The 15,563-nt window shown below is 60.7% G+C and carries 13 protein-coding genes; 6 read left to right on the forward strand and 7 right to left on the reverse strand.

The window, feature by feature from the left end; genetic code table 11:
- Positions 1–7: 7 nt before the first annotated feature.
- Positions 8–1,555, forward strand: coding sequence for an apolipoprotein N-acyltransferase (lnt, locus tag ABYA88_RS02110; protein WP_373185044.1), 1,548 nt, complete (start codon positions 8–10; stop codon positions 1,553–1,555).
- Here lnt and ABYA88_RS02115 read toward each other — a convergent pair.
- Entirely contained in the window at positions 1,481–1,780 is a 300-nt protein-coding gene (locus ABYA88_RS02115) for a hypothetical protein (protein ID WP_373185046.1), read from the reverse strand. The two genes, lnt and ABYA88_RS02115, sit on opposite strands and share 75 nt — an antisense overlap.
- A 219-nt stretch (positions 1,781–1,999) precedes the next feature.
- On the opposite strand from ABYA88_RS02115, the gene leuS reads away from it, so the two are divergent.
- From leuS to ABYA88_RS02135, 4 genes are read left to right on the forward strand one after another with little or no spacing between them, the layout of a single operon-like run.
- Positions 2,000–4,606, forward strand: a complete 2,607-nt coding sequence (leuS, locus tag ABYA88_RS02120; RefSeq protein ID WP_373185048.1) for a leucine--tRNA ligase — start codon at positions 2,000–2,002, stop codon at positions 4,604–4,606.
- A 19-nt stretch (positions 4,607–4,625) separates the two neighbouring features.
- Positions 4,626–5,171, forward strand: coding sequence for an LPS assembly lipoprotein LptE (gene lptE / locus ABYA88_RS02125; RefSeq protein WP_373185050.1), 546 nt, complete (start codon positions 4,626–4,628; stop codon positions 5,169–5,171).
- 6 nt (positions 5,172–5,177) lie between these two features.
- Positions 5,178–6,224, forward strand: a complete 1,047-nt coding sequence (gene holA, locus ABYA88_RS02130) for a DNA polymerase III subunit delta (protein ID WP_373185052.1) — start codon at positions 5,178–5,180, stop codon at positions 6,222–6,224.
- Positions 6,225–6,242: 18 nt separating this feature from the next.
- Positions 6,243–7,436, forward strand: coding sequence for an MFS transporter (locus ABYA88_RS02135; protein ID WP_373185054.1), 1,194 nt, complete (start codon positions 6,243–6,245; stop codon positions 7,434–7,436).
- Here the strand turns inward: ABYA88_RS02135 and ABYA88_RS02140 are convergent, their stop codons facing one another.
- From ABYA88_RS02140 to ABYA88_RS02165, 6 genes are all read right to left on the reverse strand, one after another.
- Positions 7,437–8,123, reverse strand: a complete 687-nt coding sequence (locus ABYA88_RS02140; RefSeq protein ID WP_373185056.1) for a histidine phosphatase family protein — start codon at positions 8,121–8,123, stop codon at positions 7,437–7,439.
- 192 nt (positions 8,124–8,315) lie between these two features.
- Entirely contained in the window at positions 8,316–9,173 is an 858-nt protein-coding gene (locus tag ABYA88_RS02145) for a universal stress protein (protein WP_373185058.1), read from the reverse strand.
- Between the two features lie 21 nt (positions 9,174–9,194).
- Positions 9,195–10,688: a SulP family inorganic anion transporter gene (locus tag ABYA88_RS02150; RefSeq protein WP_373185060.1), complete on the reverse strand. Its 1,494-nt coding sequence runs from the start codon at positions 10,686–10,688 to the stop codon at positions 9,195–9,197.
- Between the two features lie 448 nt (positions 10,689–11,136).
- Positions 11,137–11,739: a hypothetical protein gene (locus ABYA88_RS02155; protein ID WP_373185062.1), complete on the reverse strand. Its 603-nt coding sequence runs from the start codon at positions 11,737–11,739 to the stop codon at positions 11,137–11,139.
- Positions 11,736–13,037, reverse strand: coding sequence for an exo-alpha-sialidase (locus ABYA88_RS02160; protein WP_373185064.1), 1,302 nt, complete (start codon positions 13,035–13,037; stop codon positions 11,736–11,738). Before ABYA88_RS02160 ends, ABYA88_RS02155 begins: the two co-directional genes overlap by 4 nt.
- 143 nt (positions 13,038–13,180) lie before the next feature.
- Entirely contained in the window at positions 13,181–13,987 is an 807-nt protein-coding gene (locus ABYA88_RS02165; protein WP_373185066.1) for an FkbM family methyltransferase, read from the reverse strand.
- Positions 13,988–14,132: 145 nt separating this feature from the next.
- Here ABYA88_RS02165 and ABYA88_RS02170 point away from each other — a divergent pair, with 145 nt between their 5' ends.
- Positions 14,133–15,452, forward strand: coding sequence for a lytic murein transglycosylase (locus tag ABYA88_RS02170; RefSeq protein ID WP_373185068.1), 1,320 nt, complete (start codon positions 14,133–14,135; stop codon positions 15,450–15,452).
- Positions 15,453–15,563: the final 111 nt, after the last annotated feature.

The following is a 15,563-nucleotide window of genomic DNA, read 5'->3' on the forward strand; positions in this document are numbered from 1 at the left end:
GAAACCCATGCCCCTGCTGAGCACCCCTTTACGCTGGCTTCGCGCACCCGGCTGGCCGGGCCATATCCTTGCCCTGCTGGCTGGCTGCCTGAGTACCCTGGCGCTGAGTCCGTTCGGCCTCTGGCCGCTGGGCATGCTCTCGGCTGCGCTGCTGTACCAGGGGCTCAAGCAGCCAGCGCGCGGCCAGGCCGCTCTACGCGGCTGGTTCTGGGGCCTCGGGCTGTTTGCCAGCGGTGTTTCCTGGGTCTATATCAGTATCCATGTGCATGGTTATGCCTCGCCGGTTCTGGCCGGACTGCTGACCGCCGGCTTTGTCGCCGGTCTGGCGCTGGTGATCGCGCTGATGAGCTGGGTATGGGCAGGCTGGCTGCGCCCCAACAGCTCCGTCTGGCTCGCCTGTGTCGGCTTCGCCGCGCTCTGGGTACTGCAGGAAGTGTTCCGCGGCTGGTTTCTCACCGGCTTCCCCTGGCTGTACCACGGATACGTGCATACCGATACCTGGCTGGCCGGGTGGGCGCCGGTCGGCGGCGTCTGGTTACTTGGATTTCTCAGTGTTCTGACTGCTTGTCTGTTGAGCGAGCCCAGGGTCTGGCGGCGTCTGCGCCCCGCGGCCGGCGGGCTGGTACTGCTGTTGATCATCTGGGCCGGCGGCAGGGCGCTGATCACCCTGGAATGGACACAGCCGACCGGTTCGCCTTTGTCGGTAGCCCTGATCCAGGCTGATATCCCGCAATCACGCAAATGGGATCCGGCGCACATCGACCATACCCTGACCCTGTATCGCGATCTGAGCATTGCCCAGGGACCCGTCGACCTGATCGTCTGGCCGGAAACCGCCGTCCCGGTTCTGCAGAGCCAAGCCCGCGCATTCACCGATGGGATGGCCAAACGCCTGGGCGAACAGGGCACAACGTTGATTACCGGCATACCGGTGGATGAATACGAGAACGGCGAGCTGCAAATCTATAATGCAATCATGGTCGCAGGTAAAGAGGACGAACAATACCTCAAGCACAAGCTCGTGCCCTTCGGCGAATATGTTCCGCTACAGCAGGTACTGCGCGGGCTGATCGCGTTCTTCGACCTGCCGATGTCGAGCTTTTCCCGTGGACCGGCCGCACAACAACCGTTGGAAGCAGCCGGTTATCGTCTGGCCCCGTTCATCTGCTACGAGGCGGTGTATCCGCATTTCGCCGCACGCCTGGCTGCGCAAAGCGAACTGCTGATCACCATCAGCAACGACAGCTGGTTCGGTCGTTCGATCGGGCCGCTGCAGCACCTGCAGATGGCCCGCATGCGGGCCATCGAGAGTGGCCGCTGGATGATACGCAGCACCAACAACGGCGTTACCGCATTGATTGATTACCGGGGCCGGATCACCAAGCGTATTCCGCAATTCGAACAGGCGGTACTCAATGGCCAGGTGCAGCCGCGAACCGGGCTTACCCCCTACCTGCGCTGGCGTAACTGGCCGCTGGGATTAATGGTGCTGGCCTGTCTCGCAGCCTGCATTGTAGTGCGCAACAGAACTCGCAGAGCTGACGCCGGAACCTGAGCTGGGCAGCGATATGGTGGTTTCCAGTGCCTGGAGAATGCGCCAGAGCAGGCGCTGATCATCCTGCGTCAACCCACTGAGTTCCAGTTCGGTGAGTACCGGAGGGGTTCCGTCCATCCATTGGCGCGTATACGCCATGTCCATTGCCTGATCCAGACGACGCAACAGTCGTCCGTAGGAGGAGTCCCGGCTCCGATCTTGCGATTCGGGTACCGTCCCTTTCATGAAACACATCTCCTCTGGTGTTGATCGGCAAGCGCCGTAACGCTCACCTGTTACCAAGAGCATAGTTGTCCTCACGGTCTACGCAGGTCCTCGGCGACGAATGGCATGGGCTACCTGCCCGGGGTCCGGTGGTGTATCCTGCGCTATTGATTTTATGCCGCAGCCAGTCGGCCTGCATCGCATAACTACCCTATCGCCAGACGAGTCCAGACAGTTCACATGCAAGAACAGTATTCTCCCCGCGACACAGAAAGCACCGCCCAGGCCGAATGGGACCGCAACGAGGTCTTCAAGGTCTCCGAGACGCCCGACCAGGACACCTTCTACTGCCTGTCGATGTTCCCCTACCCGAGCGGCAAGCTGCATATGGGGCACGTGCGCAACTACACCATTGGTGACGTGATCAGCCGCTATCAGCGGATGCAGGGTCGCAACGTGTTGCAACCGATGGGCTGGGATGCGTTCGGCATGCCGGCTGAAAATGCCGCGATGAACAACAACGTGGCCCCGGCCAAGTGGACCTACGACAACATCGACTACATGCGTACCCAGCTCAAGAGCCTGGGGCTGGCGATGGACTGGTCGCGAGAGTTCGCCACCTGCACGCCGCAGTACTACCGCTGGGAACAGTGGCTGTTCACCCGGCTGTTCGAGAAGGGCGTGATCTACCGCAAGAACGGCACCGTCAACTGGGACCCAGTTGACCAGACCGTGCTGGCCAACGAGCAGGTGATTGACGGTCGTGGCTGGCGCAGCGGTGCGCTGATCGAGAAGCGCGAGATCCCCATGTACTATTTCCGCATCACCGATTACGCCGAAGAGCTGCTAACGTCCCTGGACGACCTGACCGGGTGGCCGGAACAGGTCAAGACCATGCAGCGCAACTGGATCGGCAAGTCCGTGGGCATGGAAGTTCACTTCCCCTACGACCGCTCAAGCATTGGCGAAACCGGCAAACTCAAGGTGTTCACTACCCGGCCCGACACCCTGATGGGTGTCACCTACATGGCGGTCGCTGCCGAACATCCGCTGGCCACCATTGCGGCCAAAGGCAATCCGCAGTTGCAGAGCTTCATCGACGAATGCAAGCGCGGCGGCGTAGCCGAGGCTGATATCGCCACCCAGGAAAAGAAGGGCATGCCTACCGGCCTGTTCGTCGAGCACCCGCTGACCGGCGAAAAATTGCCGGTGTGGGTCGCCAACTACGTACTGATGACCTATGGCGAGGGCGCGGTCATGGCCGTGCCGGCACACGACGAGCGCGATTTTCATTTTGCCACACAGTACGGGCTGCCAATCAAGCCGGTGGTGCGCACCAGTGCTGGCGACGAGACGCCCGCTCCCTGGCAGGATGCTTATGGCGAGAAAGGCGTACTGATCAACTCCGAGGAGTTCGACGGCCTCGACTATGCCAGCGCCCTGGTCGCCATCGGCGATGTGCTGTCCCAGAATGATCTCGGTGCACCGCGCACCCAGTATCGCTTGCGCGACTGGGGTATAAGTCGCCAGCGCTACTGGGGCTGCCCGATTCCGATCATCCACTGCGGCAAGTGCGGCGACGTACCTGTCCCGGAAGACCAGTTGCCGGTGGTGCTACCCGAGGATGTCGTGCCGGATGGCAATGGCAGCCCGCTGGCGCGTATGCCTGAATTCTACGAGTGTTCCTGCCCCCGTTGCGGTGCAGCCGCCAAGCGCGAAACCGATACCATGGACACCTTCGTTGAAAGCTCCTGGTATTTCGCCCGCTATGCGTCACCGCACTTCGAGCAGGGCATGGTCGATCCCGCCGCGGCAAACTACTGGCTGCCGGTCGATCAGTATATCGGCGGCATTGAGCACGCGATCCTGCACCTGCTCTACGCCCGCTTCTTCCACAAGTTGATGCGTGACGAAGGCCTGCTCGATTCCGATGAGCCGTTCAGGAATCTGCTGACCCAGGGCATGGTGATAGCGGAAACCTATTATCGCCTGGCCGAGAATGGCTCAAAGATCTGGTTCAACCCCGCCGACGTTCAGGTCGAGCGCGACGCCAAGGGCAAGATCGTTGCCGCGCGTCTGGCCAGCGACGGTCAGCCGGTCGAGATCGGCGGCGTCGAGAAGATGTCCAAGTCAAAGAACAATGGCGTCGACCCGCAGTCGATGATCGACCAGTACGGTGCCGATACCTGCCGACTGTTCATGATGTTTGCCTCGCCACCGGACATGAGTCTGGAATGGTCGGATACCGGGGTCGAGGGCGCGCACCGTTTCCTGCGCCGGGTATGGCGCCTGTCTCACCAGCATGTCGCGGCCGGTCCAGCGACCACGCTGGACAAGAGCCGTCTGGACGATGAGCAGAAAGCCATGCGCCGCGCGATCCACCTGGCCATCCGTCAGGCGAGCCAGGATATTGGTCAGAATCACAAGTTCAATACCGCCATTGCCGCAATCATGACGTTGATGAACGTGCTGGAAAAGGCGTCGCAAGCCAGTAAACAGGACCGCGCATTGCTGCAGGAAGGACTTGAAGCGGTCGTTCTGCTACTCGCACCTATTACGCCGCATATAAGTCATGGTCTTTGGCAGGCATTGGGGCACGATGATCTGGCGGTGGACGCGCGCTGGCCGGCTGTGGATGACTTGGCTCTGGTGCAGGACACCCTGCAGCTGGTCATTCAGGTCAATGGCAAGCTACGCGGGCATATCGAGATTGCCGCCGGAGCAACTCGCGAAGAGGTGGAAGCAATGGCCCGTGCCAATGAGAACGTAATACGCTTTACCGAGGGCCTGACCATCCGCAAGGTGATCGTGGTGCCCGGCAAGCTGGTCAATATTGTCGCCAACTGACATGCAATGGAGAGCCAACATGTTTCTGAACCATCCCCGCCGGTTGATCGGCTGCATCCTGATCGGTCTCAGCCTGGCGCTCAGCGGCTGCGGTTTCCACTTGCGCGGCACGGGCGTGGACAATGTCCAGCTCGATGAGCTACAGCTCAGCGCAAGCAACAGCTATGGCGAGTTGTACCGCAATATCCGTCAGGCATTACGAATTGACGGCGTAGAGATCAACGAGACCGCGCCTTATCGCCTCCAGCTGCTGGAAGAGCGACAGGACAAGACTGCAGTGACCTACACCAGCCGCGCGACTCCGGCCGAGTTCGAACTGGAGACCAGCCTGACCTTCCAGATCAGTGATGACAGCGGTCGTGCGCTGGTAGGACCGGCAACGCTGAAGGCCGAGCGTCTCTTCGTCAACGATACCGACAATCTTACCGGCACCAGCGAGGAGGAAGAGCTGCTGCGCCGCGAGATGCGCGACGATCTCACCCGACAACTGCTATTTCGCCTGTCCAGCCTCAGCGAGAGCGAACTGTCCGCCCGCGAACAGGCGCTGGACCGGCAAACGCCCTGAGGCCGAATGAAACTCAATGCTGCCCAGCTGGCCCGCCAGCTCACGGATAGCCTGGCTCCGGTCTACGTGATCAGCGGTGACGAGGCCCTGCTGGTCGGCGAAGCCGCCGACCAGATCCGCGCGGCCTGCCGACGCGATGGCAGTGAGGAGCGGCTGGTCTTCCACGTGGACCGAGGTTTCGACTGGGGTCAGCTGCACGACACCAGCCACAGCCTCTCACTGTTCGCCCAGAAACGGCTGGTCGAGCTGCGCATACCCGGCGGCAAACCCGGTGACGAAGGAGCCAGGGCAATCCTGGCCTGGCTCGACAGCCCGCCGCCGGACACCACACTGCTGGTCAGCCTGCCCAAGCTTGACGGCAGCGCTCAACGCACCAAGTGGGCCAAAGCGCTGATCGACCATAGCCATAGCCGTTTCATCCAGATATGGCCAGTCGACGCCCAGCAATTGCCCGGTTGGATGCGTGAACGTCTTGCTGCCGAGGGCATCACGCCCAGTGCCGAGGCACTCGATCTGCTGAGTACCCGGGTAGAAGGCAACCTGCTGGCGGCCGAGCAGGAAATCCAGAAACTCAAACTCTACTGCGACGCCGGTCATCTGGACCTGGAGACAGTCCAGCGCGTGGTCGCCGACAGTGCCCGCTTCGACGTGTTCTCATTGGTTGATGCGATGCTGCAGGGCCAGCCCGAGCACGCACTGAGAATCCTCCTGGGATTGCGCGGTGAGGGAGTCGAAGCGCCGGTGGTGCTCTGGGCGCTGGCACGGGAGGTTCGCAATCTGGCCAGCATGGCCCATGATCTGAATCGGCAGATCCCGCTGGACCGGGTGTTTGCCAGCCAACGCCCGCCCGTGTGGGACAAACGCAAACCGGTTCTGGGCCAGGCACTGCAACGGCATTCCGCCGCCGCGTGGGACCAGTGGCTGCAGGCCGCGCAACAGATTGACGAGCAGATCAAGGGGCAGCGGCCCGGATCGTCCTGGGATGGCCTCAGCGCAATGGTTCTGGCTGTGGCCGGTGTGCGGCTGCCGCTCGGCGCCGGCCCGACACACTGACGAGCCGGGGCAAACCCTATGCTGTCCAGGCGTCTTCTACCCTTTCTGCAGGAAAACCCGTCCCTGGCGCTCTTCGCGCTGCTGGCGACGGCAGGATCGGGTTTTGGTCAAACATTTCTGCTCGGGCTGTTCGGCGATCAGTTGCGTAACGCATTCAGCCTGTCACATTCCGCCTATGGCCTGACCTATAGCCTGGCAACCCTCTGCTCGGCTGCGCTTCTGCTCAGGTTCGGCTCATTGCTGGACCATTGGTCACTGCGCCGGGTCACGCTGCTGGCGATTGGGGTACTTAGCATCGGGTGCATGGTGCTGGGACTGGCCAACTATGTCTGGATGCTGGCGCTGGGCTTCCTGCTGGTGCGTTTCGGCGGCCAGGCCATGCTGTCGCATATCGGCATGACGACTGCCGGGCGCTATTTCCAGTTACACCGGGGCAAGGTGGTGGCTTTCAGCGCCAGCGGCTTCCCGCTTTCAGAAGCATTGCTGCCGCTGCTCGTATCAGCACTGGTGGTCAGTGTCGGCTGGCGTGGCAGTTGGATCGCCTCAGCAGCCATACTCCTTCTTGTGCTCCTGCCGCTGATGCTCTGGCTGAGCCGCAAGGCCGCTCACCCCCTCGCAGCAGGCGCTGCGGACCAGCAGACCATCCCTGGCTGGACCCGCGCGCAGGTTTTGCGCGACCGCGGCTTTTATCTGCTGCTACCTGCCTCGCTGGCAGTGCCCTTTATCGTCACCGCGCTGTTCTTTCACCAAGGGGCGATCGCCACACTGAAGGGCTGGAGCCTTGAAGAGTTTGCCCGGGCCTTTATCAGTTACGGTGCCGGACACCTGCTGAGCCTGCTGCTGGCGGGCATCCTGATTGACCGAATGGGCGCGCAGAGATTGCTGCCTGCCGCGCTGATGCCGCTTCTGGCCGGCCTGGTGGTTCTCGGCGTGGGCGAGGTTGACTGGACACCCTGGGCCTTCCTCGGCCTGCTCGGCCTTAGCCAGGGCGCAATGAACGCAACACTGGGCGCCCTGTGGCCGGAACGCTATGGCGTGCGGCATATCGGCGCGATCCGCTCAGTGATGCAGGCAATCATGGTGCTATCGACCGCGATGGCGCCGGTAGCCCTCGGCCTGCTACTGGACGCAGGTGTCGGTATCACGTGGTTGGTATTGTTACTTGGCGGTTACACGGTGGCTTCGGCGTTGCTGGCCGGCGCGGCGCGCTAGTCAGGGCAACACACCGACTGCGGGCAGGTCCAGCCCAGGCAGCAAGAGCGTATCCGGAACGCCGAAGACGCGGTCCCAGTCTCCAACATCAAGGAAGCCGAGTATCCGCGGATGTTTCACTCCGGGCTCAGTGGTCAGAAAAATCGAGGTACCATAATCGGGTGTGTCACTGGAAAAACCCAGCGCTTCCTCGAAACGGGCAATGCAGGTGCTGTGGGTGATCAATACCAGATTCTTTCCAGGCTGCTTGAAATGCATCACGTCCTTGAGCAGGGAATCGCTCTTGCGACATTTATTCAGCCAGTCACGGTCACTGCTGTAGCCGCCGAAGAGAATATCTGCGGTCTGATCGGTGCGCGTCATGGGGCTGTTGTATACCGCTGCACGGTCTACTCCCAACTGGTAAAACTCTTCGGAAAGCTCCACCCCGACATCTACCGAGCGAGCGGTAATGCCGTCACGGCCGTCAAGGCAGGGCGACTCGGAACGGTCACAACGCTCCAGATGGCGAACCAGCACGACCATATCACCGAGCTGCCAGCTGTTTAGCACCTTGTGCCGGTCAATATCCTCTTCAAGAGACAAATCAGGCAGTTCCGGCGGGTCGAAAATCCAGACTGCCAATGCAACTGCCGCAAGAAATGGCACTGCCAGGCCAACCGGGCGGGCAAATCGCTTCAAATTCACGTTTTCTCCTTTCGTCTCACTGGCTGGCCCTAGGGCTTGTTACGCATCCCGGGCACGGGTCGAAAGTTCAGTATTTACCGGCACACTCCACTCAGTATCAGGCCGCCGAATCAATCCGCAGCCGTCCTGCCGCTATCAGGTCATCACATGCTTCGCAGTAGCCAAGGTAATCGGACTCCATGTGCGAGCCGCTCAGCGCAGCAACAACACGGGGCGGGAGGTTTTCTGCAGGATATTGGTGGTGGTGCTGCCGACAAAAAACTGGCGGATGCGCGAGTGTCCATAGGCACCCATCACCAACAGGTCAATATCATGCGCCTGCTCATAGTCCATCAATACAGTCTCGACTTCTCCGGCCTTGATACTAGCCTGTACCTGGAAGCCGGCCTTTTCCAACCGCAGCTTGGCGGCGTTGATCGCCTCCCAGGCGTCGTTGGTCTCAGCCCCGACCATCACCAGATGGATTGGCAGTCCGACGAACAGCGGACTGTCAGCCAGCATCTCGACACCCTTGCGCGTTGTGGCGCTATTGTCGAATGCAAGCATGACGCTGGCCGGCTTGCGGAATTCCCCTGCGGTGACCAGAATCGGCCGGTGCAGGGTGCGGATCACGCTTTCCAGATGGCTGCCTACGTGCTGGCCTACCGAGTCGCCCACCTCGCCCTGGCGACCTATTACCAGCAGGCGGATTTCCGGCTCGAGCTCATTCAGCGTTTCCACCAGATCGCCGTTGCGTTGGCGGCTCAGCGGTTCACTGACGCCGTCGGCCCGGGCACGTTCGATTGCCGCTTCCAGCATCAGCCGGCCCTGCTCACGCATCAGCTTGCCGCGTTTCTCATCCAGCTCGGCCAGCTCATCGAGCAGATGCTCGCGGCTGCCGAGTCCGATGTTGCCGGACAGGTCGCCACGCGGCTGGGCATGTTGCTGGTCCAGCACGTGAATGAACACCAGCGGAGCGTCCAGGCACAGACTGGCCCAGGCGGCGTAATCACATACACCAGTGGAGGACAGCGAGCCATCTATACAGGCGAGAACGGAATTCCTGGTCATCGATTGATTCTCCTTGTTCATTTAATGACCCATCAACTGGTCGACGCCATCGGGCTTGTCATGCACCCCGAAGCGATCGACGATGGTGGCGCTGGCTTCATTAAGGCCGAGAATCTCGACCTCGGTGCCCTCGCGGCGAAACTTGATGACCACCTTGTCCAGTGCAGCGACGGCAGTAATGTCCCAGAAATGCGCGCGGGACAGATCGATCACCACCCTATCAAGCGCTTCCTTGAAGTCAAAGGCGCCAATGAACTTGTCGCTGGAGCTGAAGAACACCTGTCCGACCACGCTGTAACGTCGCTCGACCCCATCGATAACCGCCTCACTACCGATGTGCAGATAGTGGCCCATCTTGTTGGCAAAAAACATCGCCGCCAGCAAAACACCGACGAATACGCCATAAGCTAGATTGTGCGTTGCCACTACCACTGCGACGGTAGAGACCATGACAATGTTGGTCGATAGCGGATGCTTCTTCAGATTGCGGATCGAGTCCCAGCTAAAGGTGCCGATAGATACCATGATCATCACGGCAACGAGCGCAGCCATCGGGATCAGCGAAAGGTAGTCGCCCAGAAACACGACCATGAACAGCAACAAGGCGCCTGCAGTGAAACAGGATAGGCGAGTGCGGCCACCCGATTTGATATTAATGATCGACTGGCCAATCATTGCGCAACCGGCCATGCCGCCAAGCAGGCCGGAGCCGATGTTGGCAATACCCTGGCCCTTACACTCGCGGTTCTTGTCGCTCGGGGTGTCGGTCAGATCGTCAACGATGGTGGCGGTCATCATCGACTCCAACAGACCCACCACGGCGAGCGCCGCTGAATAGGGAAAGATGATCATCAGGGTTTCGAGATTCAGCGGCACCTGGGGCCAGAGGAATATCGGCAGCGTATCCGGCAATTCGCCCATATCACCCACGGTGCGAATATCCATGCCCAGGTATACCGCCAGCGCGGTCAGTACCAGAATGCATACCAGCGGTGAGGGGATCAGCTTGCCGACCTTGGGCAGATAGGGGAACAGATATATGATCGCCAGACCGCCCGCGGTCATCGCATAGACGTGCCAGGTCACGTTGGTCAGCTCCGGCAACTGCGCCATGAAGATCAGAATCGCCAGCGCGTTGACGAAGCCGGTCACCACCGAGCGCGAGACGAAACGCATCAGCGACCCCAGCTTCAGGTAGCCGGCACCTATCTGCAACAGACCGCAGAGGATGGTGGCCGCCAGCAGATATTCGAGGCCGTGCTCACGCACCAGGGTCACCATCAACAGCGCCATGGCACCGGTGGCCGCCGAAATCATGCCCGGCCGCCCGCCGGTAAAGGCGATTACCACGGCAATACAGAACGAAGCGTACAAGCCGACCTTGGGGTCCACGCCGGCAATGATCGAAAACGCGATCGCCTCGGGAATCAATGCCAGGGCCACTACAACGCCCGCGAGAATATCGCCGCGGATGTTGGAGAACCACTCTTGTCTTACTGATTGCATCAGGGTCATACAGTCCGTCCACTTCTAAAAAATGAGAACCCGGTCCCATGCATCACGCAGTGCGCACCAAATCGACTGAACAGGCAGTCGAACGCAGCGATAGGCCGCAAATGCATCAGGTGTCGTGCCGGGCAAGTTGGGAAAAAACAGTGACCAGATACAACCTGGCCGGATCAGCGCTGTCCGGACGGAGCAGGCGGGCGCGGGGCTCAGCGATGCGACGCAGGACAAAAGCATGCAAGCAACCGCAGCGCCTGCAGATGACAAGGAGTCATCAGGGGAAGATAGAACCTATGGTGGCGTGGCGCCGGGAAAACTGTTCATCGGTTTATCCGGTAAGGGTCCGTTAAGTCGGGGCGTACTCTACCACAGGGGATAGCTCCAGGCCATCAGCGAAACACTGGCTGACCGCAGCACCGGCTGACCGCAGCACTTTCAGAGCAGCGGCACCGGAAAGCTAGTGCTTCCGTTGCTTTGCCCCTGCACCTCTTCTACCGGGCAACAGCACGATAACCGGCGCCGCCAAACTGTAAATCACGATGAACGGATCCAGCAGATAGTCCCAGTAATTGTCCGATGGCTTCAGATCGAACATGAAAGCCAGGGTAGCCAGAGCCAGCATCGCCACGCCAAGCGTGTTACGCAGCAGGCATAAAACTACCGCCAGCACTGCTACCACAAGTATCAATAGCCGGGGATTGTAGCCCCAGCGGTAGCTGTCTAGCATGCCCAGGCCCAGCGCCGCCGGATAGAGCACCAGCCCGAGTACGGCGAAGCATAACCACAGCGGCCATTTCGCACTGACCGGCATCGGCGGGAGATAGCCCAGCCTGATCAGCGCCGCGGCCAACAGCCAGACAACAGTGGTTATCGCCAGGTCATCGGTCAGCCCGCGCAGCAAGCCCGCCAGGGTAAGCCCGGTGGACAGCGGGATCAGCGCGACCAGAAACAGCCCCAGCAAGGCCGCCAGGCGGTAGCCGCCGGAAAGTCGGCCGACCGGCAACAGAAGAAACAGTACGAGGGCAAAGGTGAGCACCGCCTGCCAACTGGCAATAATCATTTTTGCGCCTCCAGCCAGGCCCGATTGAAGGTGACATGCTTGATGAAGCTATTGTTCCACGAATACACCATGTGGAAACGACCGTCATCCGAGCGGATCAGATAGGGGTATTCGTAATCAAAGTTGCACAGACCACGCCGGCATACGCGGCCTTCCATCAGTTGCATGTAGTCGTCGAGCAGGAGCTGACGCTTGGGGCCGCTGGCCTCGATAAATTTCTCGCGCATCAAGGGTTCGTAGGTTTCCAGCGGGATGGGATCACCCTCGGCATCGGTGGACTCGTCTAGCGTATTGATCAGCGACCAGGTACTCAGGCTGAAGCTTGCTTCGTCGAGCGTCAGGCGAAAGCGGCCGTCGGCCAGGTTGTTCTGCGCCACCAGCAAGGTATCGCGGTGCGAACGCACTGCCGCCAATGATGAATTGGGGTTCCAAGGCGCCACCGGACGCTCATCGCTCCAGGTCTGACCGGCATCAGCTGTCACGGTGGCCAGCACATGACCCTCCTCCGCTTCACCCGCATAGCGCAGCAGAGCTATCGCCCTGCGCTCGTCGAGCGGCACCACTGTGGGCTGCAGAGAGTGAGTGCCATCGGCCATACGAAACTTGTCGACGACACGGCCGTCAGCGTCCATATACAGGTACTCGGGAAACTTGCCGAGGAACTCGTGGTATACGGGCAGCCCAATGGAACCGTCCTTGTGGAACACCGGGGCACTGCGCACCAGGGTACTGATGTTGATGAAGGGCGAGGTAATCAACTGACGCGGCTTCGACCAGGTAATGCCCTGGTCCTCGGATACCATCACGTTGATCGCACTGCCGGCCCAACCGCCGAGGGAAACTGAAACGAAAAACAGCCAAAGACGCTCATCGGGCGCCAGCGCGATGACCGGATTGCCCAGTTTGCGAATTGGCTTGCCCACTGCGGCGCGGGTCATATCCCGGGTGGCCAGGACTTCTTCATCACCCCACTCGGACGTCGCTGCGTCGAAGCGCGCGGCGCGAATCTGCACGTCTGCCGCACCTTCGCGCGATCCGGCAAACCAGACACTGATCAGGTTGCCGCCCGGCAGCGCGGTGATGGATGAAGAATGCACGAAATCATCCAGATCGCTGGAGACGAAGCGCCGCTCCATAATTGGCTCTGCGCTGATTTCGCTGGAGTCGTCCCATTGTGTCGCCGTCTCGAAACCGGACATCTGATAGGGTCTGCTCGACCACCAGGTCAGTGCGAAAAGCACTGCCACAACCACCAGCACGGGAACTCGGTGGCGCAGCGACCACGAATGGAAAAGCATACAGATCCTTGTTATTCGATAGGTAACCAACTCGGAAGGGCCTGGTTCGGCGGCGTTTCAGACCGGCCAGGAGCCACTTTCGGCATGGCCTGCATAATATCCCATGTGATCAATTCTGCGCCCGTTTTCTTCTAGCGCCGTGATCAGCTCCGCAGGAATACCCATGTCTGCGCCAGCAGCCGGCAAAGTCTGAACCCCTGCGCCTGGATCCGGTTGACCAGCTCCACGGTCGGCAGCTCACCAATGTCCGGGGTGTGTATTTCGATCATGATCATGCGCAGCGCCGCGGGCAGCTGGGCCGGGAACAGGCCACACTCACCGCCCTCGATATCCAGAATTAGCACGCTGGGCTCATAGTCCGCCAGCAAGGAAGAAAGCGCTCTTGCCGGAACGCTTGCCTGCTGATCAGCAGCGGCTGGCGTCAGCGCGCTACTCCACCAGTACTCGTCGTAAATCCCCAGTTCGATCTGCTCGCCGTGATACGCATCGGGCACCACTGCCGCCTCGACCAGCTGCAGTTGCTGGCCATTGGCCGCAAAGCTGTTGCGAATCTGTGGATACATTCTCTTGTTCGGCTCGACCACCACGACCGGCTGACCGGATCGCATTGCTGCGAATGACCCGGTTACGCCCGCTCCCGCACCACACTCCATGACCCGATCACCTGGCAGCAGCATCTCGTCGATCAGCTGCAGGTCAGCCTGCTCGTAGTCACCGATGGCAAAATAGTAGGCCATGCGTGCGCTGAAGCCGGACTGCACTGGCAAGATCAATGGATAGAAGGGATGCGTCAGGACGGCCTCACCGTGCAACCCGTCAAGCCATAGCCGGAAGCGCTCAATCTGCTCGTCATCATCCGGCTCTTCCTGCGGCCACTGGTTCAGCCCCCTGGCGCTTACCCGCTGGCGCCGAATTTCGATAGTGTGATGTTCAAGCCGTGGGATCGGCATCACGGAACCCCTGCTGTCTCGGAGTAGCCATACTAGCAGCAGGCCAGCGCAGCATCCATCTGCTTACATACGACCATAAGCTGTCACCGAACAGCGATACGCCATGGTAGAGTTGGTGCAGATCCAGCAACGTCGGAAACACTCAATGTCCAACAAGTCACACCGTCCAGGCACTCCCAGTCGCCATCTGGCTACCGCCGCACTGGCCCTGCTGTTGGCTGCCTGCGCCGACACACCGATACAGCAGGCGCATGCCGAAAGCCCGGCAAGAACTCCGGAGCCAACCACTCCCCCTCCCCTGGCCACTCCCGTTGTCCAGCCACCTGTCGCGGAAAATCAGACGTTCGCCCAATGGAAGCAGGAATTCCGCCAGCGAGCATTGGCAGCAGGCATCGACCAGACGCTGTTTGACCGGGCATTTGCCGGCGTCGAGCCGAATCCCGGAATACTGCGCGCCGATAGCAGCCAGCCCGAGTTCACCCGCCCGGTCTGGGAATATCTCGATGGGGCGTTGTCCAGCACGCGTATTGCCCGCGCCCAGCGCCTATTGCAGGAACATGCGGCCACGCTGGCAGAAATCGAGCAGCGCTACGGCGTTGACCGGCATATTCTGGTGGCGATCTGGGGCCTGGAGAGCAACTTCGGCAGCAACATGGGCGACAACTACGTGATACGCGCCCTGGCGACCCTGGCGCATCAGGGACGCCGACCCGACTTCGCCCATGCCCAGCTCCTGGCTGCACTGGAAATTCTCCAGCGCGGCGATATCAGCCCCGAGGGCATGCTCGGCTCGTGGGCCGGGGCGATGGGGCAGACGCAGTTTATCCCGACGACCTACAACAGCTATGCAGTGGATTTTGATGGTGACCGCAAGCGCGACATCTGGAACTCATCCGCAGACGCGCTGGCCTCCGCTGCCAACTACCTGCGCGTGTCCAACTGGCAAAGCGAACAGCCCTGGGGCGCCGAAGTGTCACTGGCCGGCGATTTCGATTATGCGCTGGCAGACATGTCCATTCGCAAACCTATCGCAGAATGGGCAACCCTCGGCGTCAGAAATGCCCGCGGCGGACCGCTGCAGCTGGCCGACGGCGGGCAAGCTGCCTCGCTGCTGCTGCCAGCAGGCTATCAAGGCCCCGCTTTCCTGGTCCTGAACAATTTCCGCAGCATTCTGCGTTATAACAACTCGACCAGCTATGCATTAGCCATTGGTCTGCTGGCCGAGCGCATACAGGGGAAGGGTGAAGTCGTAGCCAGCTGGCCAACAGATGATCAGCCACTGGCGCGCAGCGAACGCCTGGAGCTGCAGGAGCGGCTCAAGGCAGTGGGTTTCGATCCAGGCGGTGTTGACGGCATTATCGGTGCCAATACCCGCCAGGCACTGCGCAACTTCCAGATTGCGTTGGGTCTTCCGGCGGACGGCTATCCCTCCAAACCTCTACTGGAAAAGCTACGCAGTTTTTAATGCCCAGACCAGAGCGGCGAGGCACTAACCGCCCTGTGTCCTGGTGATACACGCAGGCGTCATTGCCGGTGCCTGTGATAAACTGTCCGGTATCCTCTGCCGGCGCCGGAC

Source organism: Halopseudomonas sp., assembly GCF_041579695.1.
Taxonomy (GTDB): Bacteria; Pseudomonadota; Gammaproteobacteria; order Pseudomonadales; family Pseudomonadaceae; genus Halopseudomonas.